This is a genomic window from Peptoniphilus harei (genome assembly GCF_900454685.1).
GTDB lineage: Bacteria > Bacillota > Clostridia > Tissierellales > Peptoniphilaceae > Peptoniphilus_A > Peptoniphilus_A harei.
In genome coordinates, this window is the sequence record NZ_UATM01000032.1 from 773,351 (window position 1) to 796,176 (window position 22,826).

Genomic DNA, 22,826 nt, shown 5'->3' on the forward strand with positions numbered 1-22,826 from the left:
TTATCACCTACACTAAAACTTTCGCATCTTCGATTATCTTTATAACTGCGTCTATATTCTTGTCAGCAGAACCTTCATCAATTATCTTGCCTGTTTCAAACTTGTCTGGAGCTGAAAGGTCTTTTACAACTGTAAGGGATCCCTTTTGTCCAATTTTATCAAGGTCAAGTCCAAGTTTGTCTGCAGTTAGGTCATGGATTTCTTTTTCTTTTGCAATCTTAGATCTCTTTAGGGCAAACTTTGAAGGTTTGTTTACTGAACCCTTTAGTGCTGATGCAAGGAAAGGTGCCTTTAGGGAAACTGTTTCAGTTCCGTCAGCAACTTTTCTCTTAACTTCAAATTCGCCGTCCTTGTAGTTAATGTCTGATACATAAGTAACTTGGTTCATGCCAAGTCTTTCAGCGATTTGTGGGCCAACTTGTCCTGTGTCTCCGTCCATTGTTTGGTCACCTGTGAAGATGATGTCGTATTCGCCAATTTGTTTAATGGCTTCTGTTATGGCATAGGATGTTGCAAAGGTATCAGAACCCTTGAACTCTATTCCTTCTAATAGGTAAGCTTCTTCTGCACCCATTTGGATACATTCGCGAAGGTATTTTTCTCCGTCTGGTGGTCCCATAGTTAGCACGTCGATTTGTACTTCTTCTTCCACTTGTTCTTTGACATTAAGTGCAAATTTTAAACCACAAAGGTCTGATGGGTTAATAACTGTTTTGATTCCATCTCTCTTGAGGTTTTTTGTTTCTGGATCGATTTTTGCATTTGTTGTGTCAGGAACAATTTTCATTAATAATAATATTTTCATAGTTCCTCCTAAAATATTTTTACTTCAATATACTTATATCATACCCCAAAATGGCGAAAGTATTAAGAAAATTTTTATAAGTGATAAAAATAATCAAAAAAACCTTAAATAAATTCACTTTATTTCATAAGGTACTTAAAATTTTTTTTGCTTGTATTATAATGGAAGAGGAAGTTTATTATTTTTATATAGGAAGAAGGTTTATATAAGATGAAAAAATTTAAAAAGTTTTCCAGCCTTATGCTTATAGCTACAATGGTTGGTCTTTTAATGACTGGCTGTGCTCAAAAGACTAATGATGGGGCAAATGAAAAAGTCAATGACACTAAGGTTGCCACTGAGGAAAAGACTGGAAGTCATAAGATAGTTGACCACGCAGGTCGTGAACTTGAAGTGCCAGATAAGATTGAAAAGATTGTAATTGACCAAGTGCCAATTCTTTCTACTTACATGGCATACAATGAAGGTAAGGCTCCTTACATTGTTGGTTACGCTGGTTCACTAAAACAAGTTATTTCTAACACAGTTCTTCAAGATATTGCACCTGAACTTCTTGACACAACAAACACAGTTCAAGGTCAATCTGACATCAACGTGGAAGAAATTATTAAGTTAGAGCCAGATGTAATTTTCTACAACGCTAAGAACCAAGACCGTTATGAAAAGTTGGCAAAGACTGGAGTTCCTTGTGTAGGTTTTGTAACTATGGGAGCAGACACTCCAGCTGACCCTATTAACAGATATGGCGAATGGCTAAAACTTCTTGAAGATGTCTTTGGCGAAGAAGGCAAGATGGATAATTTCTTGGCGGCAGGCGATGACATTGTAAAAGATGTTGAAAAGAGAATTGCCACAGTGCCTGAAGCTGACAGACCAAGTGGTATGATCCTTTGGAAATATGTTGAAGGTACACCAATTGTTGCCGGTAAGGGAACTTTTGGAGACTTCTGGCTAAAGAGACTTGGGGTAAATAATGTTGCCCAAGATGCCAAGGGTTATGCAAAGGTAAATGTGGAAGAAATTTACAAGTGGAATCCTGATGTATTTTACCTTGATGGACCTGGTCTATTGGATATAAAGAGGGAAGAAGTTTACAACAACACTGTTGAAGGTTTTGATTTTTCAAACTTAAAGTCTGTTAAGGATAAGAGAGTTTACAATTCAAAGCTTGGTATGTGGAATTGGTTAACACCAAACCCAGATGCTCCACTAGTTTTAGCTTGGCTTGCAAGTGAAACTTATCCTGAAGCCTTTAAGGACTACGACTTAAATAAGGTCATCAAGGACTACTACGCTAAGTGGTACAATTATGAACTTACAGATGAACAAATCGAGGACATGTTTAATATATGACAAAAAACTTTTGGACTAGGGATGATGGGAGACTTCATCCCTATGTTTATTTTATTTTAATTTTCTTTCCCCTGGCCTGTGGCCTTATTGGTCTTTCCATGGGGAGGATGGATATTAAAATAGCAGAAATTATTTTATTTTTTAAAAATTTAATAGGTGGAGGGCAAGTTGATCCCCTTATGGAGTCTTTAATTATAAATATTAGGCTGCCAAGGGTCCTAACAGCCCTCATTGTTGGGGGAGGACTTACTGCCGCAGGGATTGCCTTCCAGGCACTTTTTTCAAATCCTCTTGCAACCCCAGATATCTTGGGGGTTACATCGGCAGCATCCCTTGGGGCAGTCCTAGGTATAATATTTTCTCTTGGGACCATGGGGATTCAAGTTTTTGCCATGGTCTTTGGACTCCTTTCAATCCTCATGACAATTAATCTTGTGAAGAGGGACGAGACCTCTATGATAATGCTGGTCTTGGCAGGGATAATTGTCTCTTCTCTTGCCAATGCCCTGGCTTCCCTCCTTAAGTACACAGCTGACCCCATGGACAAGTTGCCACAAATCACCTACTGGCTAATGGGGTCCTTTGGTAGGACTTCTTACAAGAACCTAGCCTTGGCAGGTCCCCTTATCTTGATTTCTATGATTGTAATCTACAAGATGAGGTGGAGCCTCAACCTCTTGTCACTTTCAGAAGACGAGGCCAGGTCACTTGGTATAAATGTCAAGAAGACTAGGTTGATTTTTATACTTGCAGCTACCCTTATAACTGCGTCCTCAGTTTCTATTTGTGGGCAAATTGGTTGGATCGGCTTGATTATTCCCCATCTTGTGAGGTTGATGGTGGGGTCCAACAACCTCTACACCTTGCCCCTGGGAATAAGTTTTGGGGCAGGCTTTATGATCCTAATCGAAGCACTATCGAGGACAGTTTCGGTAATTGAGCTTCCAATTTCAATTTTAACAGCAATTATAGGGGCACCAATTTTTATAATCTTAATGAGAAGGTCAGGAGGGATTTTTAAATGAAGCTAGAAGTTTCTGGAGGAAATTTTAAATTTAAAAAGTCTGATTTTATATTGAAGGATATAAATTTCTCTCTTGAAGACTCTGATGTCCTCTCTATACTTGGACCCAACGGGGTGGGAAAGACTACCCTCATAAGGTGCCTGACAGGTCTACTCCCATGGACATCCGGTGGAACTTTTTTAGATGGGAAAAATATTTCTTCTATTAAAGAGAGAGAACTTTGGTCAAAAATATCCTATATCCCTCAAAAGAGGTCTTCTGCCTTTGCCTACACAGGCCTTGAGATGGTCCTCTTTGGTTCTACTTCTTCAATGTCAATCTTTGAGAAGCCAAGGGACAAGGACCTAAGAAGGGCAGAAGAAGTTATGAAGTCCATAGGAATCTATCACTTGCGTGACAAGGTATCAGACCAGATGAGTGGGGGAGAAGTTCAAATGCTCTTAATTGCAAGGAGTCTTATGAAGGATCCACAGATTATAATTTTGGATGAACCAGAAAGTGGCCTGGACTACAAGAATCAAATGGTAATCTTAAATTTGATAAAGAGTTTGGCAGAGTCAGGTGTCATTATAGTAATGAACACCCACTATCCAGACCATGCCCTTTCCATTTCCAACAAGTGCCTCTTGCTAAGCTATGACAAGACCTATGAGTTTGGACCAACTAGGGAGGTCCTCACAAGGGAAAACTTAAAAAAATCTTTTTCTGTTGATGTAAGTATTTCAGAGTTTCAAATTGATGGGAAGACCTATGAGAGGGTAATACCTCTTGGCATAAAAGATGAAAATTTAAAATAGAAAATATATTGGAAGTATGGAGGTCATACTTCTTTTTTTATTTTATAGGGGAGAGTTAAGATTAAAAAGATGATATATTTAAAAATCCCCGGTTTTTGTGGGTATAGATAAATTGATAGAGAATATCAAATAAACTTTAAAAATATAAGGAGGACAATATGTCACAAATAGGAAAGAAAATACCTGAGTTTAAAACTATGGGCTATGCCCCTAGCAAGGAAGAGTTTGTAGAAGTTTCTAATAAAGATTTTGAAGGCAAATGGACAGTTTTAATGTTCTACCCTGCTGATTTTACTTTTGTATGTCCAACTGAACTTGAAGATATGCAAGAACAATATGCAAAGTTAAAGGAACTGGGAGCTGAAGTTTACTCTATGTCAACTGACACTCACTTCGTTCACAAGGCATGGCATGACCACTCTGAAGCTATTAGTAAGCTTGAGTTCACAATGCTGGCTGACCCTCACAAGTCAATTGCAAGAGACTTTGATGTCCTTGATGAAGAAGCAGGCCTTGCACAAAGGGCTACTTTTATAATTGATCCAGATGGAGTGATCCAAACTTTGGAAATCAATGCAGATGGAATTGGCCGTGACGCAAGCCAAGTTATTGACAAGATTCGTGCAGGACAATTTGTAAGAAACAATCCTGGCCAAGTATGTCCAGCAAAATGGAAACAATCTGGCAATACTTTAACTCCAGGATTAGACCTAGTTGGCAAGATCTAATGTTAGATCAAAATTTAAAAAATCAGGTTAAGGGATATTTACAACTTCTCGAGAGAGAGCTTGTAATTACTCTTAGCCTTGATGATTCAGAAAATTCTAAAAAGTTAAGGGACTTTGTTGATGAAGTAATAAGCCTTACAGATAAGATTAAGGTTGAAGAAGCTGACTTAAAGTTTAAGCCAAGCTTTAGCCTTTCATCAGATAGTAGCAGTGGAATAATTTTTGCAGGCATACCCCTTGGCCACGAGTTTGAGTCCTTTATACTTGCCATCCTACAAGTTGTAGGTCGCCCACCAAAGATTGATGACAAGACTAGGGAAAGGATTATGGAAATAGAGGATGAAATGAATTTCGAAACCATGGTCAGCCTATCCTGCCACAATTGCCCTGAAGTAGTTCAGGCTCTAAACATTATGGCAGTCCTAAACCCAAAGATCTCCCACACAATGGTGGACGGTTCTGTCTTCACTGACTATGTTGAAGACCTTGGTGTACTTGCGGTGCCAACAACTTATGTAAATGGAGAAGTTTTTAATAGTGGAAAAATTTCCTTAAATGAAATCTTAAATAAGATAAAGAAGGAAGAAGTTGACCTAAGGTTTGAAGAAAAGCCTCTTTATGACTGCCTGATAATAGGTGGAGGCCCTGGTGGGGCAACAGCAGCCATCTATGGAGCGAGAAAAGGAACAAAAGTTGGACTTGTAGCTGAAGAATTTGGTGGCCAAGTTAAGGAAACTCTTTCGATAGAAAACATCACTGGTATTGAGTACACAGAAGGGCCAAACTACATGGATGATGTGAAGGCTCATCTGGATAAGTACAAGGTTGATATTATTGAAGGTGCATCTGTAACTGGTATAGAAGAAGGCGAAGCTTTAAAAGTTATAACTAATAAAGGAGAACTCTTTGCCAAGACTATTATAATAGCTACTGGTGCCAAGTGGAGGTTAATTGGAATTCCTGGAGAAATAGAATTTAGGAACAAGGGCGTTGCCTACTGCACTCACTGTGACGGACCACTCTTTAAGGGTAAGAAGGTAACAGTAATAGGTGGAGGCAACTCTGGTATAGAAGCTGCAATTGATCTTGCCAGCCTTGCCAAGGAAGTCCTAGTCCTAGAATTTTTGCCAGAACTAAAGGCAGACAAGGTTCTTCAAGATAAGCTAAGGGAATTTAAAAATGTAAGAATAGTTACTAATGCAGAAACCCAAGCCTTGACTGGAGAAAAAGTTTTAGAAAAAATTTCTTACAAGGATAGGATAAGTGGCGAAGTCATAGAAGAAAAGACTGAAGGTTGCTTTATCCAAGTTGGACTTGTGCCAATGACTGAGTGGGCAGACATGGTGGAAAAAAATTCTCGTGGAGAAATTATTGTAAATGAGTTTGGGGCTACAAGCCTTGAAGGAGTTTACGGAGCAGGGGACTGCACTAACTCAGCCTTTAAGCAAATTGTCATAGCAGAAGGATCTGGCGCAACAGCTGCCCTAGGTGCCTACAATTATTTAATGACTAAGTCCAAGTGATCTTTTTAAAAATTAAAGCTATAAAAATAAAATTAGTAATAAAAAGTGTATGAAAAGTATGGTGGTCTGCCATACTTTTTTTAATTCTTTCTATAATATGGAGTCCTGCATAAGATTGTCTAATAAAAAATTTTGTGATTTGAAAACTTGTGGGAATTTTTTATATCCACTCAGAAAAAAATTATTTTACTAATTTAGGTTAAAAAATAAAAGCCTATACAATAGGAAGAAATTTTTAGAAGTTATTAAGTCTTAGAAAAAATAACTTTAAAAAATAATTTATTAATCTTAGAAAGAAAATTAAAAATATTTTTATAAATATAGATAAAGTCTTGCAAATATAAGACTTTTAGACTATATTAAGGAGAGTGCCTATAAATTAGGCCGAAAAATTATTGCTAATATTAATATAATAAAAAAATCTGAAGAAATTCAAAAAAACCTGTAAATTTCCTTTACAAGTGGGATTTTTTATTATATAATATTTGAGCGTTTAAAAAGAATGTTGCGATGAAGTCATAAGTTGCTTGAGATTTTGTTGAAAAAAAGGAGTTTCGAGGTAATTATGACAGAGAAGTCCAAGCTGGACTTGGGCGAGGGTTATTTTTTTCTATTGTGCCCTGTTTACACACCAGGGTGCGTGTATCGATAACCCCATTCGCAAGTAAGGCTTTAGCGAATAGGAGGTAAATATGTCTAACAAAGGCAAACAAAAAATTAGAATTAAACTTAAAGCTTATGATCACGAACTACTTGACAATTCAGCACTAAGAATTGTTGATGCTGCTAAGAAGAGCGGTGCAGAAGTTTCTGGACCAATTCCTCTTCCAACTGAAAAGGAAATCATCACAATTATAAGAGCTGTACACAAGTACAAGGATTCAAGAGAACAATTTGAGCAAAGAACTCACAAGCGTCTAATTGATATATTAAACCCTACACAAAAGACTGTAGATTCACTTATGAAGTTAAATCTACCAGCTGGTGTAGATATTGAAATTAAACTTTAAAACTTTGCTTTATATGACTTCTACTTATAGAAGTCCGCTGTAAATATTAGGAGGTGCAACATGAAATATTTAGTAGGTAAAAAAATTGGCATGACCCAAATTTTTGATGAAGAGGGTACTGTCACTCCTGTCTCAGTTATTGAAGTAGAACCAAATGTTGTTGTGCAAAAGAAAACAATTGAAAGTGATGGATACAATGCTATCCAAGTTGCAACACAAGAGGTTAAAGAAAGAAGATTAAACAAACCTGAGAAGGGACATTTTGACAAGGCTGGTGTAGGATACAGAAAACATCTTTCAGAATTTAGAACTGATGATGTAGAATCTTACAACCTAGGCGATGAAATAAAGGTAGATATCTTTGAAGCTGGAGAACACGTTGATGTTGTTGGAACTTCAAAGGGTAAGGGAACTGCTGGTGTTATCAAACGTCACAACTTCGGTCGTGGTAGAGAAACTCACGGTTCTAAATTCCACAGAATGCCAGGTGGTATGGGAGCTGCTTCTTATCCAGGAAGAGTTTGGAAAAACCACAGAATGGCTGGAAAAATGGGTAACGAAAGAGTTACTGTACAAAATCTAGAAATTGTAAGAATAGATACAGATAAAAATTTAATTTTAGTTAAGGGTGCTATCCCAGGACCTAAGAAGGGAACTGTTAGAGTTAAAAGCACTGTTAAAATGACTAAATAAGATAGGGAGGTTAAAAAATGCCTAAAATTCAAATGATTGACATTAAGGGAAATCCTGTTGAAGAAGTCGAACTAAGTGAAGGGCTATTTGCTGCTCCTGTTAGCACTCATGCTGTTTATTTAGTTGTTAAAAATATTTTGGCTAACAATAGACAAGGTACTCACTCTGCTAAGACACGTGCTGAAGTTCGTGGAGGCGGAAGAAAGCCTTGGAGACAAAAGGGAACTGGTCGTGCAAGACAAGGTTCTATTAGATCACCTCAATGGAGAGGCGGTGGAGTTGTTTTCGCTAAGAAACCTAGAGATTACTCTTACACAACTCCTAAGAAGACTAGAAGAGTTGCTCTTAAGTCAGTTCTTACTAGCAAGTTACAAGATGGCGAAATGATTCTTGTAGATTCTATCCAAATGGAAGAAGCTAAGACAAAAGTTTTTGCTAACATCTTAAAAGACATTGGTGCTGGCAACAAGGCACTTGTAGTTATTAATGACGACGAAAAAGATGTTCAAAGAGCAGCAAGAAACATCGCTGGTGTTAAAACATCAAGAGCTACAGACATTAACGTATACGACTTATTAAAGTACGATAACCTTGTTATCACAAAGTCTGCACTTGATGTTGTTGAGGAGGTTTTTAACTGATGAATAAATTTGACGTTATAAAAAGACCTTTAATCACTGAACAAAGTATGGACATGATGGCAGAAAATAAATACACTTTTGAAGTTGTTAAAACTGCTACAAAACCTGAAATCAGAGAAGCTGTTGAAGAAATCTTCGGCGTTAAGGTTGAAAAAGTATATACAATGAATATGCGTGGTAAACTTAAAAGACAAGGAGTTCATCAAGGAAGACGTCCTTCATGGAAAAAAGCTATAGTTAAGCTTACTGATGACTCAGAGCCGATAGAATTTTTTGATTCTATTTGATAGTAGGAGGTATTAATAATGGCGATTAAAGGATTTAAACCTACAACTCCTTCCCGTAGAAAAATGACAGTTGCTTCATTCGAAGAGATTACTAAGACAACACCTGAAAAATCTCTTCTAACAACTATCAACAAGACTGCCGGTAGAAATGCTCACGGTAGAATTACTAGTAGACACAGAGGCGGCGGAGTTAAAAGAAAATACAGAATTATAGATTTAAAGAGAGATAAAGACAATATTCCTGCAAGAGTAGCAGCTATTGAATACGATCCATACAGAACAGCTTACATTGCACTTCTAAACTATGCTGATGGTGAAAAAAGATACATCATCCAACCAAATGGTTTAAAGGTAGGAGATATAGTTGAATCTGGATCAGATGCAGATATCAAAGTTGGTAACACACTAATGCTTGCTGACATTCCAGTTGGTACTACTGTTCACAATGTAGAAATGACTCCAGGACGTGGTGGCCAAATCGCAAGATCTGCTGGATCATCTGCACAACTTATGGCTAAAGAAGGTAAGTACGCTCAACTTAGACTTCCTTCAGGTGAATTTAGATTAATAAGCCAAAGATGTAAGGCAACTATTGGACAAGTTGGAAACATTTCTCACGAACTTATCACTTTAGGTAAGGCAGGTAAGAGCAGGTATCTTGGAAAAAGACCTCACGTAAGAGGATCTGCAATGAACCCTGTTGATCACCCTCATGGTGGTGGGGAAGGTAGAACTCCAATTGGTAGACCTTCACCAATGACTCCTTGGGGCAAGAAAGCTCTAGGACTTAAGACTAGAAAGAAATCTAAAAAATCTGATATGTATATCGTAAGAAGAAGAACTAAGTAATCGGAGGGTATTAATGAGTAGATCAATAAAAAAAGGACCATTTGCTGATGAACACCTTCTAAAGAAGGTTGACGAGCTTAATGATAAAAACGAACACAAAGTAATTAAAACTTGGTCTCGTCGCTCAACTATTTTCCCTGAATTTGTTTCTCACACAATTGCTGTTCATGACGGCAGAAAACATGTGCCAGTATACATTACTGAAGACATGGTAGGACATAAATTAGGCGAATTTGTTCCAACAAGAACATACAGAGGCCATGGCGGCAAGAGCGAAAAGAGTACTACACTTAAGTAAGGAGGGTTATAATGCAAGCACAAGCAATTGCTAAATATGTAAGAATATCACCTCTAAAGGTGAACTATATTTGCGCAGAAATACGCGGAAAAAGCGTTGATGAAGCCCTCTCTATTTTAAAGTTTACTAACAAAAGAGGAGCTCATGAACTATATAAGGTACTACATTCAGCTGTAGCTAACGCTGAAAACAACCTTAACCTAGACAGAGGAGATCTTTATGTTAAAAAGGCTTACGCAAACGAAGGCCCAACAATGAAAAGATTCCGTCCTAAGGCTAAGGGAATGGCTTATCCAATTCTAAAAAGATCAAGTCACATTGGCGTTGTAGTAGCAGAAAGAGAGTAAGGAGGTAGAGAATGGGTCAAAAAGTAAACCCACATGGACTTCGTGTTGGAGTAATCAAAGATTGGGATTCAAAATGGTACGCAGACAAGAAAAATTTTGCCGATCTTTTAGTTGAAGACAACGAGATTAGAAATTATGTTAAGAAAAAACTTTATGCTGCAGGTATCTCTAAGATCGAAATTGAAAGAGCTGCTAATAGAGTAAAGATTTCTATTCACACAGCAAAACCAGGTATGGTAATTGGCCGTGGTGGAGCAGGCGTTGAAGAACTAAGAACTGAAATTGAAAAACTTACAGGTAAATCTGTTGTAATAAATGTAGAAGAAATCAAAAACCAAGACTTAGATGCACAAATCGTTGCTGAAGGTATTGCTGAAGCTCTTGAAAGAAGAGTTGCATTTAGACGTGCTATGAAACAAGCAATCCAAAGAACTATGCGTCAAGGAGCACTTGGTATCAAGACTTCTGTTTCAGGTCGTGTTGGTGGTGCTGACATGGCAAGAACTGAAGGATATTCTGAAGGAACTATTCCTCTACAAACTTTAAGAGCTGACATTGACTATGGTTTTGCTGAAGCTGATACAACTTACGGTAAAATCGGTGTTAAGGTATGGCTATACAAGGGTGAAGTTCTTCCTGAACTAACTGAAGAAAGAGGAAGAAGATCTAGAGATAATAGAGATAACAGAAATCGCAAGAGACGCGATAACAGAAACAATAACTTCAATAGAAATAATAGAAGAGACAATAGAAATAAAGAGTCTTAAAGAAGGGGGGAATAGTCATGTTGATGCCTAAGAGAGTAAAATATCGTAAAGTTCACAGAGGCAGAATGAAGGGCAAGGCTATGCGTGGTAATGAGCTTGCATACGGCGAATATGGTATAAAAGCTTTAGAACCTTGTTGGATAACTTCAAATCAAATAGAAGCGGCACGTCGTGCTATGACAAGATATATTCGTAGAGGTGGAAATATCTGGATTAAGATTTTCCCAGACAAACCTGTTACAGAAAAGCCTGCTGAAACTCGTATGGGTTCCGGTAAGGGTGCACCAGAATACTGGGTAGCAGTTGTTAAACCAGGTAGAGTTTTATTTGAAATGGGTGGTGTTTCAGAAGAAGTTGCAAGAGAAGCTATGAGACTTGCATCCATGAAACTCCCTATTAGAACAAAATTCGTTATGAAAGATAAGGATGGTGACTCAAATGAAGGCTAATGAAATTCGCAAGATGTCAAGCGAAGATTTAAATAATAAAGTTAATGAACTTAAAAATGAACTTTTTAATTTGAGATTCAGATTGGCAACTGGCCAACTTGACAATCCATCAAGTATTAAAAGTGTTAAAAGAGATATAGCAAGAGTAAAAACGATCATTAGAGAACGTGAACTTGAAGTAGGAAAGGAGGCTTAATCTCATGGAAAGAAATTCAAGAAAAACTTTAACAGGTATTGTTGTAAGCGATAAGATGGATAAGACTATTGTAGTTCAAACTGAGACTTTAAAGACTCATCCTATCTATAAAAAGAGATTTAAGAAGTCTACTAATTTCAAGGCTCATGATGAAAATAATGAATGTGGTATTGGTGATCGCGTAAAAGTTATGGAAACTAGACCACTAAGTAAAGATAAAAGATGGAGACTTGTAGAAATTATTGAAAAGGCTCAATAATTTTAGCTTGAAAGGAGAATAACATGATTCAACAAGAAACAAGATTGCGTGTTGCTGACAATTCAGGTGCAAGAGAACTATCTGTTGTTAAAGTCCTTGGTGGTACTAATAGAAGAGTAGCTAACATTGGCGACATTGTAGTATGTTCTGTAAAACATGCAACACCCGGTGGCGTTGTCAAAAAAGGAGCTGTTGTAAAAGCAGTTATCGTTAGAACAAACAAGGGTATTAGCAGAAAAGACGGATCTTACATCAAATTTGATGACAACGCAGCTGTTGTAATAAAAGACGATAGAAGCCCTGTTGGGACTCGTATTTTTGGACCTGTAACTAGAGAACTTAGAGCTGGAAACTTCATGAAGATTATTTCTCTAGCTCCGGAAGTACTATAATTTGGAGGTGTAATATGAGAATTAAAAAAGATGACATCGTAAAAGTTATAGCCGGAAAAGATAAAGGCAAGACTGGTAAAGTCCTAAGAACAATTCCTAAGAAAGACTTAGTAGTTGTAGAAAAGGTAAATGTTGTTACTAAACACATGAAACCAAGAGGACCTCAAGCACCAGGTGGAATAGAAAAAATGGAAGCACCAATTCACGTGTCTAATGTAATGTACTTTGACAGTGCATCAGGAAAGGCAACAAGAGTTTGTTATAAATTTGAAGACGGAAAGAAAGTTAGATTTGCAAAATCTAGCGGAAACATCATTAAGTAGGGGGTAGAATAATGACTTCAAGATTACAAGAAAAATATAAGACAGAAGTTGTGGGCCACCTAATGGAACGCTTCAATTATTCAAGCGTTATGGAAGTACCGAAACTTGAAAAGATCACTATAAACATTGGTCTTGGCGAAGCTAAAGATAACCACAAGGCTCTAGAAGCAGCTGTTGAAGACCTAACTCTTATCTCAGGTCAAAAGGCACTTGTTACTAAGGCAAGAAAATCTATAGCTAACTTTAAACTTCGTGAAGGTCAAAACGTTGGTGTTAAGGTTACTCTAAGAGGCGAAAGAATGTATGATTTCTTAGATAAGCTTATGAACGTTGCTCTTCCAAGAGTAAGAGACTTTAGAGGTGTTAAGCCAACTGCATTTGACGGCAGAGGAAACTATGCACTAGGTCTTAAAGAACAACTTATCTTCCCAGAAATTGAATACGATAAGGTAGACACAATTAGAGGAATGGACATCAATATAGTAACTACAGCTAAAACTGATGAAGAGGCTAAAGAATTCCTAGACAAGATGGGAATGCCTTTTGCTAAGGCTTAAGGAGGTACAAAGTGGCTAAAAAATCAATGATTGCTAAACAAAAGAGGAAACAAAAGTATTCTTCTCGTGAATATACAAGATGTAAAATTTGTGGAAGACCACATTCAGTTTTACAAAAATATGGAATATGTAGAATATGCTTTAGAGAACTTGCGTATAAAGGACAAATCCCTGGCGTAAGAAAAGCTAGCTGGTAATAAGCCTTAGATGAAAGGAGGCAAACTGATATGATGACAGACCCAATTGCAGATATGCTATCAAGAATTAGAAATGCAAATAATGCAAGACACAAATCTGTTGATGTTCCTTGCTCAAACATCAAAAAAGAAATCGCAAAGATTCTTCTTGATGAAGGTTATATTAAAGGATATGACGTTGTTGAAGATGACAAACAAGGAATTATTAAAATAGATCTTAAATATTCTCAGGACGGTGAAAGAGTTATCTCTGGTTTAAAGAGAATATCTAAACCGGGACTTAGAGTTTATGTTAAGTGCGACGATGTTCCTAAAGTTCTAGGTGGACTAGGAATTGCAATTATCTCTACATCTAAGGGAATAATTACAGATAAAATGGCAAGACAAAATAAAGTTGGCGGAGAGGTAATCTGCTACGTTTGGTAATTTGGAGGTGAAAAATGTCAAGAATTGGCAAAAAACCTATTGAAATCCCAAAGGGCGTTGATGTTAAAGTTGACGGTCAAACAGTTACTGTTAAGGGACCAAAGGGTGAACTAACACAATCTTTCGATAAAGATTTAAAAATAGAATTAAATGACGGAGTTCTCACTGTAGAAAGACCAAATGATATTAAAAGAATTAAGGCACTTCACGGTTTAACTAGAACTCTAATTGAAAATATGATAATTGGCGTTACAGAAGGTTATTCAAAATCTCTTGAAATAATCGGTACAGGATACAGAGCTGCTAAGAAGGGAAAGGTTCTTTCTCTTAACTTAGGTTTCTCTCACCCTCTTGATTTAGAAGATCCAGAAGGTATTGAAGTAGAAGTTCCATCTCCTAACTCAATTATTATTAGAGGTAATGACAAACAACAAGTTGGCGCTTATGCTGCTTACATTAGACGCTTCAGAGAACCTGAACCATATAAGGGTAAGGGTATTAGATATACTGATGAACATGTAAGACGTAAAGTTGGTAAGACAGGTAAGTAAGAAAGGAGAATTTAAGTGTTAAAAAAGATTAATAGAAATGAAAACAGAATTAAAAGACACAAAAGAATTAGAAATCATATCTCCGGTACTTCTATGAAGCCTAGACTTTCAGTTTACAGATCATCTAAACATATTTATGCTCAACTAATTGATGATGAAGCTGGCAATACTTTAGCAAGTGCATCTACACTTGATAAGGGATTAAACCTAGAAAACACTGGAAATATTGAAGCAGCTAAATCTGTTGGAGAATCTATTGCTAATAAGGCAAAAGAAAAAGGAATTGAAGAAGTTGTATTTGACAGAGGTGGATATGTATTCCACGGTAAGGTCAAAGCACTTGCTGATGCAGCTAGAGAAGCTGGTCTAAAATTCTAAGAAGGAGGAAGTAATGGAGCGTTCATTAATAAATGCGGCAGAACTTGATCTTGAAGAAAGAGTAGTAGCTATTAATAGAGTTGCCAAAGTAGTTAAGGGTGGTAGAAACTTTAGATTCTCAGCTCTTGTAGTAGTTGGTGACAAAAACGGACACGTTGGTGTAGGTACTGGTAAAGCTCTTGAAGTTCCTGAAGCTATAAGAAAAGCAACACAAGATGCTAGAAAGAATATTGTAAGAGTTAACTTACTAAACACTTCTATTCCTCATCAAGTAACTGGAATTTATGGTGCAGGTAAAGTATTCTTAAAACCAGCAAGAGAAGGTACAGGAGTTATTGCCGGTGGTGCAGTGCGTGCTGTATGCGAACTTGCAGGTATTACTGATATTCGTACTAAGAACATTGGTACAAATAACCCAAGAAACATCGTTAATGCAACAATGGAAGGTCTAAAGTCTCTTAAGACTGCAGAATCTGTTGCAAAACTTAGAAATAAATCTGTTGAAGAAATTTTAGGATAGGAGGAAAATCATGAGTACAATTAAAATAAAACTTGTAAAAAGTCCTATCGGTAAAGTGCCAAAACACAGAAAAACAATTAAAGCTCTTGGTTTCAAAAAAGTAAACCAAGTAATTGAAAAAAATGATACTCCTCAAATTAGAGGAATGTTAAAACAAGTCGATTATATGATCGAAGTAGTAGAATAAGGAGGTGTACCTAATGAAGTTACATGACTTAAGACCTAACGAAGGCGGCGGAGTTAAAGCTAGAAAGAGAGTAGGTCGTGGAATTGGTTCCGGTACTGGTAAAACTTCCGGCAAGGGTCACAAGGGACAAAATGCTAGAAGTGGCGGCGGAGTAAGACCTGGATTTGAAGGTGGACAAATGCCACTATTCAGACGTCTTCCTAAGAGAGGATTTACAAATATCTTTAAGAAAGAATATGCAGTATTAAACGTAGCTGATCTTAATGTATTTGAAGAAGGAACTGAAATCACTCCTGAATTCTTAATCGAAAATAAATATATTAAAGCTGGTAAGGCTAAAGACGGAATTAGAATCTTGGGAGATGGTGAATTAAATGTTAAATTAACTGTTAAAGCTCAGCATTTCTCAAAATCTGCTATAGAAAAAATTGAGGCTTGCGGAGGAAAGGCCGAGGTGATTTAATGCTGTCCACTTTTAGAAATGCGTGGAAGGTTGAATCTCTTCGTAAGAAGATGCTCTTCACTCTTTTCATGCTTCTATTATATAGACTTGGATCACATATCGCCGTTCCTTATATGAACTCACAAGTGATTTCACAAATCTTTTCAGGATCAGGCGGATCAATTTTTTCCTTCCTTGACCTAATGGCAGGAGGAAACTTTAGAAGATTTACTATTTTTGCTGCTAACATTTATCCATATGTTACAGCATCAATCATACTTCAACTTTTGACAATTGCTATTCCATCCTTGGAATCTCTTGCAAAAGAAGGAGAAACTGGTAGAAAGGCTATTGCAAAATACACTAGATACCTTTCTATTGTTATCGCTCTTATTCAAGCAATTGGTTATACTTTTGGTCTATTTAGACAAGCAGTTAACGCAACAAGTGCTATTGAATATGTAACTATTATCCTATCAATAGTTGCAGGTACAGCGATCTTAATTTGGATAGGAGAACAAATTACTGAACACGGAATTGGAAATGGTATTTCAATATTAATTTTTGCAGGTATCGTTTCAAGATTCCCACTTGATATAGCTCAATCTGTTGCTCTTGTTAAGGCAGGAAAAGCTAGCCCAATCTTCTTAGTGCTATTTGTAATAATTGCAATCGCAATTGTTGCTTTTGTAGTAACACTTACTGAAGGTGAGAGAAGAATTCCTGTACAATATGCAAAGAGAGTTGTTGGTAGAAAGATGTACGGTGGCCAATCCACTCATATTCCTATTAAGGTTTTAATGACTGGTGTTATGCCAATTATCTTCGCTAACTCACTACTTGCTATTCCAGCAACTATTGCTATGTTTACAAGTGAATCAACTAGAAATTGGATTCAAAAATGGTTAACACCAGCTGGTGGACCAGGAGCTGTGCTTTATATAATATTTACTGTAATTCTTATTGTATTCTTCACATTCTTCTACACTACAATCCAATTTAACACTGTTGAATACTCTAAGAACCTTCAAGCTAATGGTGGTTTTATTAGTGGTATTAGAGCAGGAAAACCTACAAGTGATTATTTAGGTAGAACTTTAAATAGATTAGTTATGCCGGGAGCAATTGCACTTTCTATACTTGCAGTTCTTCCAACAATCTTAACACTTATTTCAGGACTACAATTTAACTATGGTGGTACATCAATTATCATCGTTGTTGGTGTTGTGCTTGAAATTCACAGGGTGTTAGAACAACAATTAATCATGAGAAATTATCGTGGATTCTTAAAGAATAAGTAGGAGGTAATTATGAAATTAGTTATATTGGGACCTCCAGGGGCCGGAAAAGGCACACAAGCTGAATATATTGTTGAAAAATACAATATCCCACACATTTCAACTGGAGATATCTTTAGAGAAAATATTAAGAACAATACTGAACTTGGAAAGAAAGCTAAGTCCTATATGGACAAGGGTCTTTTAGTTCCTGATGATCTTGTTATTGCACTTGTTGAAGACAGACTTAACAAGGAGGATGCTAAAGAAGGATTTCTACTAGACGGTTTCCCAAGAACTGTAGCTCAAGCTGTTAGTCTTGACTCAATCTTAGACAAGAATGATGACAAGCTAACTAAGGTAATTAATATTTCTGTTGATCCAGAAATCTTAATTGAAAGAGCTGTTGGAAGACGTGTTTGTAAAACTTGTGGAATGACTTATCACGTTAAGTTCAATCCTCCAAAGGAAGAAGGAATTTGTGATAAAGACGGCACTAAGCTTATTCAAAGAGATGACGATACTGAAGAAACTGTAAAGACTAGAATTTCTGTTTACTTTGATCAAACAGCACCTCTTATTGACTACTATAGAGCTCAAAATCTATTAATAGACATTGACGGTGCCAAGGATATTGATAAAGTATTTGACGATATAGTTATTGGTCTCGAATAGTTCATGGATAAAACATTTAGTCTTTTGAAGGGACAAGTGGTAAGATCCAAAAAAGGTAGGGATGAGGGCAAGGTTTATATCATAATGGATATCATTGATGATGACCTTCTCTTACTCGTTGATGGAAAACTAAGAAAGCTAGATCGACCAAAGAAAAAAAAGGTAAAACATCTTTATATATATAAGGATGTCATTGATACTGAGGTTAGTGACTTCAGCGACACCTATATTAGAAAGAAACTATTACCTTATAGCTAAAGGAGGATCCTTAATAATATGGCTAAAGAAGATGTAATTGAAGTAGAAGGCGTTGTTGTAGACGCTCTTCCTAATACTCATTTCAAGGTTGAACTTGAAAATGGACATATCATACTCGCTCATATTTCAGGTAAATTGAGAATGAATTATATTAGAATTCTTCCTGGTGATAAGGTGACAGTTGAGCTTTCACCTTATGATCTTACTCGAGGAAGAATAACTTGGAGAAAGAAATAATCCAGAGTCAGGAGGCATTTAAATGAAAGTAAGACCATCTGTAAAAAAGATGTGCGAAAAGTGCAAAATAATTAAAAGAAACGGAAAAGTAATGGTAATCTGTGAAAATCCGAAACATAAACAAAGACAGGGATAAGGGAGGTAATTATGGCTAGAATTTCCGGTGTTGATTTACCTAGAGAAAAAAGAGTTGAAATTGGACTCACATATATCTACGGTATTGGAAAACCCAGATCTCAAGAAATTTTAACTGCAGCTGGTATTGACTTTGACACTCGTGTTAAAGACCTTACAGAAGCAGAACTTGCTAAAATTAGAGAAGAAATTGATAAGTACCACGTAGAAGGTGATTTACGTCGTGATGTTGCTATGAACATCAAGAGACTTCGTGAAATTAACTGCTACCGTGGAAGAAGACATAAAGCTGGTCTTCCTGTAAGAGGACAAAAGACTAAGACAAATGCTAGGACAAGAAAAGGTCCTAAGAAACTTGTTTCTAAGAGTAAGTAAGGGGGGACTTAAATGGCAAAAAAACAAAAAGTTACACGTGCTAGAAGACGTGTACGTAAAAATATTGAAAAAGGCGAAGCACATATAGCTTCAACATTTAACAACACTATGGTTACTCTTACTGATATTAACGGTAATGTTATATCTTGGGCTAGTGCTGGACAACTTGGATTTAGAGGTTCAAGAAAGTCTACTCCTTTTGCAGCACAAGAGGCAGCACAAGAAGCAGCTGAAAAAGCTAAAGAACACGGACTAAAGAGCGTTGACGTATATGTTAAGGGTCCAGGTTCAGGAAGAGAAGCTGCAATTAGATCTCTTCAAGCATCAGGTCTTGAAGTAACAATGATTAAAGATGTTACTCCAATTCCTCACAATGGATGTAGACCACCAAAACGTAGAAGAGTCTAAACTATTGACCGAGAAGGAGGGTACCCATGATTGAAATTGAAAAACCTAGGATTAGTATTGAAGAATTAGATGAATCGGGTTTATATGGCAAGTTTGTCGTTGAACCCTTAGAAGCTGGATTTGGTATCACTATTGGAAATTCCTTAAGAAGAGTGTTACTTTCCTCTCTACCAGGCGCAGCTGTATCTTTTATCAATATACGTGGCGTTGAACATGAATTTGATACAATTCCAGGAGTATTGGAAGATGTACCTGAAATAGTTTTAAATATTAAATCTATAGTTTTAAAGATGACTGAAGATGAGCCTGTAAAACTAGTAATAGAAAAAAAGGGCAAGGGAGAAATTAAAGCCTCTGACATTGAACTTGCACCACATGTAAGTATTATTAATCCAGATCAACATATAGCAACCCTAAATGATGATGCTGATTTTTATCTTGAAATGATGGTGGAAAAAGGAAGAGGCTACGAACCTTCTGAACTTAAAAAAGATGAAATAACTGAAATTGGAATTATACCTATGGATTCTAACTTCACTCCTGTAGAAAAAGTAAACTGGAAGGTTGAAAACACAAGAGTTGGACAAAGGACAGACTACGATAGGTTAATCCTTGAAGTTACAACAGATGGTTCAATGAAGGCTGACGAAGCAACATCTCTTGCAGCAAAAATCTTAACAGAACATCTTGAACTCTTCATTGGCCTAAAAGAACATGTCAGTGAAATCAACCTGATGGTTGAAAAAGAAGAGGATCAAAAGGAAAAAGTTCTCGAAATGACAGTTGAAGAATTAGACTTATCTGTAAGATCATTCAACTGCCTAAAGAGAGCAGGCATAAATAGTGTTGAGGAACTAACTAATAAAACTGAAAGTGAAATGATGAAGGTTAGAAATCTTGGTAGAAAATCTCTCCAAGAAGTAACTGAAAAACTTGACGAGTTAGGCTTAAGCCTCAAACCTGAAGAAGAATAAGGAGGACATTATGGCAAAAAATAGAAAACTTGGCCGTAATTCAAGTCATAGAAAGGCAATGCTTAGAAACCTTGTTACTTCTCTCTTAGCTGAAGGTAGAATTGAAACTACTCACACAAGAGCAAAAGAAGTTCAAAAAATTGCTGATCGTATGATTACACTTGGAAAAAGAGGCGATCTTCACGCAAGAAGACAAGCTTTAGCATATATTTATTCAGAAGATGTTGTTACAAAATTATTTGACGAATACGCAGAAAAATATGCTGACAGAAACGGTGGATACACTAGAGTTTTAAAGATGGGTCCAAGACGTGGAGATGGCGCAGAAATTTCAATTATAGAATTAGTATAAGGAAATCCAATGGGGTTTCCTTTTTTTTATAATTTTTTGGAGGTTTCATGCTTTATAAAAAGATATACAAGTCTCTTTTGGGAGAAATTTTAATAATATTTGATGAAGAGAATTTACGTGGACTTTATCTAGAGAGTCAAAAAGAATTTGAAGATAAATTAAAAGATGAAGAGATAAAATTTATTGAATTAAAATCATTAGATGATTTTGATGAAGAAAAATTTAAAATACTACGGCTTACAGAAGATTGGTTGGATAAATATTTTGCTGGTAAGGATCCAGGCTTTCTTCCACCAATAAAAGTAAGTGGAAGTGAGTTTAGAAAAGACGTCTGGGAAGTCTTGCTTAAGATTCCCTATGGGAAGACTTGGACCTATAAAGAAGTGGGAGAAGAATTACTTAAAAGCGGTAAGTATGAGAGAGTATCCAACCAAGCAGTTGGAGGAGCAGTAGGTCACAATCCAATCTCCTTGATAATACCCTGCCATAGGGTAATAGGAAGTGACGGGAGTCTAAGAGGATATGCTGGGGGATTAGAGGTCAAGAGGAGGCTCTTGGAGCTTGAGGGGGATGGGGAAAAGTAAAAAAAAAGATTTTTAAAAGATTTTATCTTTAATAAATTTATTTAAAGCCTAAGGCTTTTATTCTTCATATGGAGGGGACTTAGGGCGTTTCGATTCGCCCTTGTCCCCTCCATACCTCCCCTTACCACCCCCAACGACCTGGCAGGGGCTCGACCCTTTAATACGCAAAAAGCTCTCTGACTAAAAATTTCAAACTCGCTTCGCTCAAACAGTGAAATTTTTTTAACGTCTCCGAACTTTTTGCATACTGCATTATTAGCTTGCGGTATATTGGTAAAGTCTATGGACTAATCACACTTCAACAAGCTGGTGCACTCCATTAGTTTACGTCTTAAGTTTGAAGCTGTTATTTGTTAAGAAGTGATAAAAAATACCATACTCACATTTAATTCTAAAGTCACAGTTTGTTGAGAAGTCATAAAAAATTCCATACTCACATTTAACTCTTAAGTCATAGTTTGTTACGGACTCACAAAAAAATACAACTTCACAAATAAATATGAAGTTATAAAAAGATGAAGCTTAATTATTTACTGGTTAAGTTTTTTTTGATGCAAAACTTTATTCGACTTATTAAGTATTGGTAAGTAACTCAACATAAATTAGGAACATTCTAGAGGTAAAACCGTGAACTAAGGTCGAGAAACCCCGTAAGGCAAGACAGCCGTCAAAAAATTCAATGTGCTTGAGCAATTTATTGCTCAACCGATGAACCTTAAAGCGAAAAGGAGCGAAGCGAATTTTGAGTTGATTAGGTTCACGCGAAGCTCGCAAATAAAAAATAGAGCCAGGACTTTCTGACTTTATTGATAAATTATTTTAAATTTTTAAAAGTTTGTAGCGAGCAAGTTTTGAATTTTTAGGATGGCTGCCGCTCGGGGTTGTTGGCAAAGGCCCCTGCCAGGTCGTTGAAGGTGTTGGGGGTGGTCCGGAGGGGGAAGGACCAATCGAAAGGTCACTTGTGCCCGAATGGGTATAACCCCCTCCGGATAAAGAATAGTAAAGCTTAGCTTTACAAAGAGACTTTAAAGATGAAATCTTTTATTAGATTTTAAAGACGAAGTCTTTAATCATCTACTTCACGATGCCCCCTGCGTTCCGAATGGGTATACGCCCCACCAAAAGCAATTATAAAAGCAAAGCTTTTAAAATATTTTTCTCCCCCAACTACTTGAAAAAATCTTTCCTTTGAGTTATCATATATGTATTAGCAGATGAGGCATGTGAGTGCTAAAAAATAAGATTAGATTTTAGGAGGCTTATATAAATGAAGTTAAGACCACTTGATGATAAAATCGTCATTAAAAAGATTGAAAAAGAAGAAACTACTGCTTCTGGTATTGTTCTTCCTTCTTCAGCTAAGGAAGAATCAAATATCGCAGAAGTTGTTGCAACTGGCAACAAATTAGATACAGACGAAGAAATGAAGGGACTTGTTAAGGTTGGAGACAAGGTTATTTTCTCTAAATACGCAGGAAATGATATTGAACTTGACGACGAAAAGTACACTATAATTAAGTTCCAAGACATCTTGGCAGTTATTGAATAAGA

The 22,826-nt window shown here is 36.6% G+C and carries 38 protein-coding genes; 37 read left to right on the plus strand and 1 reads right to left on the minus strand.

From position 1 onward, the window contains the following. Nucleotides 1-7 precede the first annotated feature (7 nt). Nucleotides 8-805 carry an electron transfer flavoprotein subunit beta/FixA family protein gene (locus tag DRZ96_RS05020; protein WP_112889822.1) on the minus strand — a complete coding sequence of 266 codons (798 nt, stop codon included), beginning with the start codon at nt 803-805 and terminating at the stop codon, nt 8-10. Nucleotides 806-1,015: 210 nt separating this feature from the next. On the opposite strand from DRZ96_RS05020, the gene DRZ96_RS05025 reads away from it, so the two are divergent. From DRZ96_RS05025 to DRZ96_RS05205, 37 genes are all read left to right on the plus strand, one after another. Then, nucleotides 1,016-2,158 carry an ABC transporter substrate-binding protein gene (locus DRZ96_RS05025; protein ID WP_112889823.1) on the plus strand — a complete coding sequence of 381 codons (1,143 nt, stop codon included), beginning with the start codon at nt 1,016-1,018 and terminating at the stop codon, nt 2,156-2,158. Continuing rightward, on the plus strand, nt 2,155-3,183 hold the full coding sequence (locus tag DRZ96_RS05030; protein ID WP_112889824.1) for a FecCD family ABC transporter permease: 1,029 nt from the start codon (nt 2,155-2,157) through the stop codon (nt 3,181-3,183). Before DRZ96_RS05025 ends, DRZ96_RS05030 begins: the two co-directional genes overlap by 4 nt. Next, nucleotides 3,180-3,980, plus strand: coding sequence for an ABC transporter ATP-binding protein (locus DRZ96_RS05035; RefSeq protein WP_112889825.1), 801 nt, complete (start codon nt 3,180-3,182; stop codon nt 3,978-3,980). The genes DRZ96_RS05030 and DRZ96_RS05035 overlap by 4 nt, the downstream gene beginning before the upstream one ends. A 158-nt stretch (nt 3,981-4,138) precedes the next feature. Further along, nucleotides 4,139-4,708 (plus strand): alkyl hydroperoxide reductase subunit C, encoded by a 570-nt coding sequence (gene ahpC, locus DRZ96_RS05040; protein WP_112889826.1) that lies wholly within the window; start codon nt 4,139-4,141, stop codon nt 4,706-4,708. Continuing rightward, nucleotides 4,708-6,231, plus strand: coding sequence for an alkyl hydroperoxide reductase subunit F (ahpF, locus tag DRZ96_RS05045; protein WP_112889827.1), 1,524 nt, complete (start codon nt 4,708-4,710; stop codon nt 6,229-6,231). The genes ahpC and ahpF overlap by 1 nt, the downstream gene beginning before the upstream one ends. A 692-nt stretch (nt 6,232-6,923) precedes the next feature. Further along, a complete protein-coding gene (rpsJ, locus tag DRZ96_RS05050; RefSeq protein WP_005957385.1) occupies nt 6,924-7,241 on the plus strand; it encodes a 30S ribosomal protein S10 in 318 nt (105 codons plus the stop codon). A 60-nt stretch (nt 7,242-7,301) separates the two neighbouring features. Then, entirely contained in the window at nt 7,302-7,934 is a 633-nt protein-coding gene (rplC, locus tag DRZ96_RS05055; protein ID WP_112889828.1) for a 50S ribosomal protein L3, read from the plus strand. Between the two features lie 17 nt (nt 7,935-7,951). Beyond that, a complete protein-coding gene (gene rplD / locus DRZ96_RS05060; protein WP_112889829.1) occupies nt 7,952-8,575 on the plus strand; it encodes a 50S ribosomal protein L4 in 624 nt (207 codons plus the stop codon). Next, nucleotides 8,575-8,862, plus strand: a complete 288-nt coding sequence (gene rplW / locus DRZ96_RS05065; protein ID WP_112889830.1) for a 50S ribosomal protein L23 — start codon at nt 8,575-8,577, stop codon at nt 8,860-8,862. The genes rplD and rplW overlap by 1 nt, the downstream gene beginning before the upstream one ends. A gap of 18 nt (nt 8,863-8,880) precedes the next feature. Then, nucleotides 8,881-9,711, plus strand: a complete 831-nt coding sequence (rplB, locus tag DRZ96_RS05070; RefSeq protein ID WP_112889831.1) for a 50S ribosomal protein L2 — start codon at nt 8,881-8,883, stop codon at nt 9,709-9,711. Nucleotides 9,712-9,724: 13 nt separating this feature from the next. After that, nucleotides 9,725-10,009 (plus strand): 30S ribosomal protein S19, encoded by a 285-nt coding sequence (gene rpsS / locus DRZ96_RS05075; RefSeq protein WP_005957452.1) that lies wholly within the window; start codon nt 9,725-9,727, stop codon nt 10,007-10,009. Nucleotides 10,010-10,020: 11 nt separating this feature from the next. Then, nucleotides 10,021-10,356, plus strand: coding sequence for a 50S ribosomal protein L22 (gene rplV, locus DRZ96_RS05080; protein WP_005957388.1), 336 nt, complete (start codon nt 10,021-10,023; stop codon nt 10,354-10,356). An 11-nt stretch (nt 10,357-10,367) separates the two neighbouring features. Then, complete coding sequence (gene rpsC / locus DRZ96_RS05085; RefSeq protein ID WP_070700280.1) at nt 10,368-11,123, plus strand: 30S ribosomal protein S3; 756 nt, start codon at nt 10,368-10,370, stop codon at nt 11,121-11,123. Nucleotides 11,124-11,140: 17 nt separating this feature from the next. Further along, nucleotides 11,141-11,572, plus strand: coding sequence for a 50S ribosomal protein L16 (gene rplP / locus DRZ96_RS05090; protein WP_070700281.1), 432 nt, complete (start codon nt 11,141-11,143; stop codon nt 11,570-11,572). Further along, a complete protein-coding gene (rpmC, locus tag DRZ96_RS05095) occupies nt 11,562-11,768 on the plus strand; it encodes a 50S ribosomal protein L29 (protein WP_060800689.1) in 207 nt (68 codons plus the stop codon). Before rplP ends, rpmC begins: the two co-directional genes overlap by 11 nt. Before the next feature lie 4 nt (nt 11,769-11,772). Continuing rightward, nucleotides 11,773-12,027: a 30S ribosomal protein S17 gene (gene rpsQ / locus DRZ96_RS05100; protein ID WP_070700282.1), complete on the plus strand. Its 255-nt coding sequence runs from the start codon at nt 11,773-11,775 to the stop codon at nt 12,025-12,027. Nucleotides 12,028-12,050: 23 nt separating this feature from the next. After that, nucleotides 12,051-12,419, plus strand: a complete 369-nt coding sequence (gene rplN, locus DRZ96_RS05105) for a 50S ribosomal protein L14 (protein WP_112889832.1) — start codon at nt 12,051-12,053, stop codon at nt 12,417-12,419. Nucleotides 12,420-12,433: 14 nt separating this feature from the next. Further along, nucleotides 12,434-12,742 (plus strand): 50S ribosomal protein L24, encoded by a 309-nt coding sequence (rplX, locus tag DRZ96_RS05110; RefSeq protein WP_112889833.1) that lies wholly within the window; start codon nt 12,434-12,436, stop codon nt 12,740-12,742. 11 nt (nt 12,743-12,753) lie between these two features. Continuing rightward, entirely contained in the window at nt 12,754-13,299 is a 546-nt protein-coding gene (gene rplE / locus DRZ96_RS05115) for a 50S ribosomal protein L5 (protein ID WP_112889834.1), read from the plus strand. A gap of 11 nt (nt 13,300-13,310) precedes the next feature. Further along, nucleotides 13,311-13,496 carry a type Z 30S ribosomal protein S14 gene (locus DRZ96_RS05120; protein WP_005957510.1) on the plus strand — a complete coding sequence of 62 codons (186 nt, stop codon included), beginning with the start codon at nt 13,311-13,313 and terminating at the stop codon, nt 13,494-13,496. Nucleotides 13,497-13,526: 30 nt separating this feature from the next. Then, a complete protein-coding gene (gene rpsH / locus DRZ96_RS05125) occupies nt 13,527-13,922 on the plus strand; it encodes a 30S ribosomal protein S8 (RefSeq protein WP_112889835.1) in 396 nt (131 codons plus the stop codon). Between the two features lie 14 nt (nt 13,923-13,936). Next, nucleotides 13,937-14,473 carry a 50S ribosomal protein L6 gene (rplF, locus tag DRZ96_RS05130; protein ID WP_070700287.1) on the plus strand — a complete coding sequence of 179 codons (537 nt, stop codon included), beginning with the start codon at nt 13,937-13,939 and terminating at the stop codon, nt 14,471-14,473. A gap of 15 nt (nt 14,474-14,488) precedes the next feature. Next, complete coding sequence (gene rplR, locus DRZ96_RS05135) at nt 14,489-14,851, plus strand: 50S ribosomal protein L18 (protein ID WP_112889836.1); 363 nt, start codon at nt 14,489-14,491, stop codon at nt 14,849-14,851. Nucleotides 14,852-14,864: 13 nt separating this feature from the next. After that, a complete protein-coding gene (rpsE, locus tag DRZ96_RS05140) occupies nt 14,865-15,371 on the plus strand; it encodes a 30S ribosomal protein S5 (RefSeq protein WP_070700289.1) in 507 nt (168 codons plus the stop codon). Nucleotides 15,372-15,381: 10 nt separating this feature from the next. Next, nucleotides 15,382-15,558: a 50S ribosomal protein L30 gene (gene rpmD, locus DRZ96_RS05145; RefSeq protein ID WP_070700290.1), complete on the plus strand. Its 177-nt coding sequence runs from the start codon at nt 15,382-15,384 to the stop codon at nt 15,556-15,558. Nucleotides 15,559-15,571: 13 nt separating this feature from the next. Next, the gene (gene rplO, locus DRZ96_RS05150; RefSeq protein WP_070700291.1) at nt 15,572-16,021 is read left to right on the plus strand and encodes a 50S ribosomal protein L15; all 450 of its coding nucleotides are present in this window, start codon (nt 15,572-15,574) and stop codon (nt 16,019-16,021) included. Further along, nucleotides 16,021-17,301, plus strand: a complete 1,281-nt coding sequence (gene secY, locus DRZ96_RS05155; RefSeq protein WP_112889837.1) for a preprotein translocase subunit SecY — start codon at nt 16,021-16,023, stop codon at nt 17,299-17,301. Before rplO ends, secY begins: the two co-directional genes overlap by 1 nt. A gap of 9 nt (nt 17,302-17,310) precedes the next feature. Continuing rightward, on the plus strand, nt 17,311-17,952 hold the full coding sequence (locus tag DRZ96_RS05160; protein ID WP_070700293.1) for an adenylate kinase: 642 nt from the start codon (nt 17,311-17,313) through the stop codon (nt 17,950-17,952). Nucleotides 17,953-17,988: 36 nt separating this feature from the next. After that, nucleotides 17,989-18,210, plus strand: a complete 222-nt coding sequence (locus tag DRZ96_RS05165; protein WP_306344719.1) for a KOW domain-containing RNA-binding protein — start codon at nt 17,989-17,991, stop codon at nt 18,208-18,210. 18 nt (nt 18,211-18,228) lie between these two features. Then, nucleotides 18,229-18,447 carry a translation initiation factor IF-1 gene (infA, locus tag DRZ96_RS05170; protein WP_005957367.1) on the plus strand — a complete coding sequence of 73 codons (219 nt, stop codon included), beginning with the start codon at nt 18,229-18,231 and terminating at the stop codon, nt 18,445-18,447. A 22-nt stretch (nt 18,448-18,469) separates the two neighbouring features. Further along, the gene (rpmJ, locus tag DRZ96_RS05175) at nt 18,470-18,583 is read left to right on the plus strand and encodes a 50S ribosomal protein L36 (RefSeq protein ID WP_010244353.1); all 114 of its coding nucleotides are present in this window, start codon (nt 18,470-18,472) and stop codon (nt 18,581-18,583) included. A gap of 11 nt (nt 18,584-18,594) precedes the next feature. Next, complete coding sequence (gene rpsM, locus DRZ96_RS05180; protein WP_019138775.1) at nt 18,595-18,957, plus strand: 30S ribosomal protein S13; 363 nt, start codon at nt 18,595-18,597, stop codon at nt 18,955-18,957. 12 nt (nt 18,958-18,969) lie between these two features. Further along, the gene (gene rpsK / locus DRZ96_RS05185) at nt 18,970-19,365 is read left to right on the plus strand and encodes a 30S ribosomal protein S11 (protein ID WP_070700298.1); all 396 of its coding nucleotides are present in this window, start codon (nt 18,970-18,972) and stop codon (nt 19,363-19,365) included. Nucleotides 19,366-19,391: 26 nt separating this feature from the next. Further along, nucleotides 19,392-20,339 (plus strand): DNA-directed RNA polymerase subunit alpha, encoded by a 948-nt coding sequence (locus DRZ96_RS05190; protein WP_070700301.1) that lies wholly within the window; start codon nt 19,392-19,394, stop codon nt 20,337-20,339. Between the two features lie 10 nt (nt 20,340-20,349). Then, the gene (gene rplQ, locus DRZ96_RS05195; protein ID WP_070700304.1) at nt 20,350-20,691 is read left to right on the plus strand and encodes a 50S ribosomal protein L17; all 342 of its coding nucleotides are present in this window, start codon (nt 20,350-20,352) and stop codon (nt 20,689-20,691) included. A gap of 47 nt (nt 20,692-20,738) precedes the next feature. Further along, on the plus strand, nt 20,739-21,275 hold the full coding sequence (locus DRZ96_RS05200) for a methylated-DNA--[protein]-cysteine S-methyltransferase (protein ID WP_112889838.1): 537 nt from the start codon (nt 20,739-20,741) through the stop codon (nt 21,273-21,275). A 1,267-nt stretch (nt 21,276-22,542) separates the two neighbouring features. After that, nucleotides 22,543-22,824, plus strand: coding sequence for a co-chaperone GroES (locus DRZ96_RS05205; RefSeq protein WP_019138771.1), 282 nt, complete (start codon nt 22,543-22,545; stop codon nt 22,822-22,824). Nucleotides 22,825-22,826 lie beyond the last annotated feature (2 nt).

Excerpts from the sequence above, each read along its gene's own strand:
- DRZ96_RS05020 (WP_112889822.1), bottom strand. The coding sequence starts at position 805 with ATGAAAATATTATTATTAATGAAAATTGTTCCTGACACAACAAATGCA.
- DRZ96_RS05025 (WP_112889823.1), top strand. The coding sequence starts at position 1,016 with ATGAAAAAATTTAAAAAGTTTTCCAGCCTTATGCTTATAGCTACAATG.
- DRZ96_RS05030 (WP_112889824.1), top strand. The coding sequence starts at position 2,155 with ATGACAAAAAACTTTTGGACTAGGGATGATGGGAGACTTCATCCCTAT.
- DRZ96_RS05035 (WP_112889825.1), top strand. The coding sequence starts at position 3,180 with ATGAAGCTAGAAGTTTCTGGAGGAAATTTTAAATTTAAAAAGTCTGAT.
- ahpC (WP_112889826.1), top strand. The coding sequence starts at position 4,139 with ATGTCACAAATAGGAAAGAAAATACCTGAGTTTAAAACTATGGGCTAT.
- ahpF (WP_112889827.1), top strand. The coding sequence starts at position 4,708 with ATGTTAGATCAAAATTTAAAAAATCAGGTTAAGGGATATTTACAACTT.
- rpsJ (WP_005957385.1), top strand. The coding sequence starts at position 6,924 with ATGTCTAACAAAGGCAAACAAAAAATTAGAATTAAACTTAAAGCTTAT.
- rplC (WP_112889828.1), top strand. The coding sequence starts at position 7,302 with ATGAAATATTTAGTAGGTAAAAAAATTGGCATGACCCAAATTTTTGAT.
- rplD (WP_112889829.1), top strand. The coding sequence starts at position 7,952 with ATGCCTAAAATTCAAATGATTGACATTAAGGGAAATCCTGTTGAAGAA.
- rplW (WP_112889830.1), top strand. The coding sequence starts at position 8,575 with ATGAATAAATTTGACGTTATAAAAAGACCTTTAATCACTGAACAAAGT.
- rplB (WP_112889831.1), top strand. The coding sequence starts at position 8,881 with ATGGCGATTAAAGGATTTAAACCTACAACTCCTTCCCGTAGAAAAATG.
- rpsS (WP_005957452.1), top strand. The coding sequence starts at position 9,725 with ATGAGTAGATCAATAAAAAAAGGACCATTTGCTGATGAACACCTTCTA.
- rplV (WP_005957388.1), top strand. The coding sequence starts at position 10,021 with ATGCAAGCACAAGCAATTGCTAAATATGTAAGAATATCACCTCTAAAG.
- rpsC (WP_070700280.1), top strand. The coding sequence starts at position 10,368 with ATGGGTCAAAAAGTAAACCCACATGGACTTCGTGTTGGAGTAATCAAA.
- rplP (WP_070700281.1), top strand. The coding sequence starts at position 11,141 with ATGTTGATGCCTAAGAGAGTAAAATATCGTAAAGTTCACAGAGGCAGA.
- rpmC (WP_060800689.1), top strand. The coding sequence starts at position 11,562 with ATGAAGGCTAATGAAATTCGCAAGATGTCAAGCGAAGATTTAAATAAT.
- rpsQ (WP_070700282.1), top strand. The coding sequence starts at position 11,773 with ATGGAAAGAAATTCAAGAAAAACTTTAACAGGTATTGTTGTAAGCGAT.
- rplN (WP_112889832.1), top strand. The coding sequence starts at position 12,051 with ATGATTCAACAAGAAACAAGATTGCGTGTTGCTGACAATTCAGGTGCA.
- rplX (WP_112889833.1), top strand. The coding sequence starts at position 12,434 with ATGAGAATTAAAAAAGATGACATCGTAAAAGTTATAGCCGGAAAAGAT.
- rplE (WP_112889834.1), top strand. The coding sequence starts at position 12,754 with ATGACTTCAAGATTACAAGAAAAATATAAGACAGAAGTTGTGGGCCAC.
- rpsH (WP_112889835.1), top strand. The coding sequence starts at position 13,527 with ATGATGACAGACCCAATTGCAGATATGCTATCAAGAATTAGAAATGCA.
- rplF (WP_070700287.1), top strand. The coding sequence starts at position 13,937 with ATGTCAAGAATTGGCAAAAAACCTATTGAAATCCCAAAGGGCGTTGAT.
- rpsE (WP_070700289.1), top strand. The coding sequence starts at position 14,865 with ATGGAGCGTTCATTAATAAATGCGGCAGAACTTGATCTTGAAGAAAGA.
- rpmD (WP_070700290.1), top strand. The coding sequence starts at position 15,382 with ATGAGTACAATTAAAATAAAACTTGTAAAAAGTCCTATCGGTAAAGTG.
- rplO (WP_070700291.1), top strand. The coding sequence starts at position 15,572 with ATGAAGTTACATGACTTAAGACCTAACGAAGGCGGCGGAGTTAAAGCT.
- secY (WP_112889837.1), top strand. The coding sequence starts at position 16,021 with ATGCTGTCCACTTTTAGAAATGCGTGGAAGGTTGAATCTCTTCGTAAG.
- DRZ96_RS05160 (WP_070700293.1), top strand. The coding sequence starts at position 17,311 with ATGAAATTAGTTATATTGGGACCTCCAGGGGCCGGAAAAGGCACACAA.
- infA (WP_005957367.1), top strand. The coding sequence starts at position 18,229 with ATGGCTAAAGAAGATGTAATTGAAGTAGAAGGCGTTGTTGTAGACGCT.
- rpmJ (WP_010244353.1), top strand. The coding sequence starts at position 18,470 with ATGAAAGTAAGACCATCTGTAAAAAAGATGTGCGAAAAGTGCAAAATA.
- rpsM (WP_019138775.1), top strand. The coding sequence starts at position 18,595 with ATGGCTAGAATTTCCGGTGTTGATTTACCTAGAGAAAAAAGAGTTGAA.
- rpsK (WP_070700298.1), top strand. The coding sequence starts at position 18,970 with ATGGCAAAAAAACAAAAAGTTACACGTGCTAGAAGACGTGTACGTAAA.
- DRZ96_RS05190 (WP_070700301.1), top strand. The coding sequence starts at position 19,392 with ATGATTGAAATTGAAAAACCTAGGATTAGTATTGAAGAATTAGATGAA.
- rplQ (WP_070700304.1), top strand. The coding sequence starts at position 20,350 with ATGGCAAAAAATAGAAAACTTGGCCGTAATTCAAGTCATAGAAAGGCA.
- DRZ96_RS05200 (WP_112889838.1), top strand. The coding sequence starts at position 20,739 with ATGCTTTATAAAAAGATATACAAGTCTCTTTTGGGAGAAATTTTAATA.
- DRZ96_RS05205 (WP_019138771.1), top strand. The coding sequence starts at position 22,543 with ATGAAGTTAAGACCACTTGATGATAAAATCGTCATTAAAAAGATTGAA.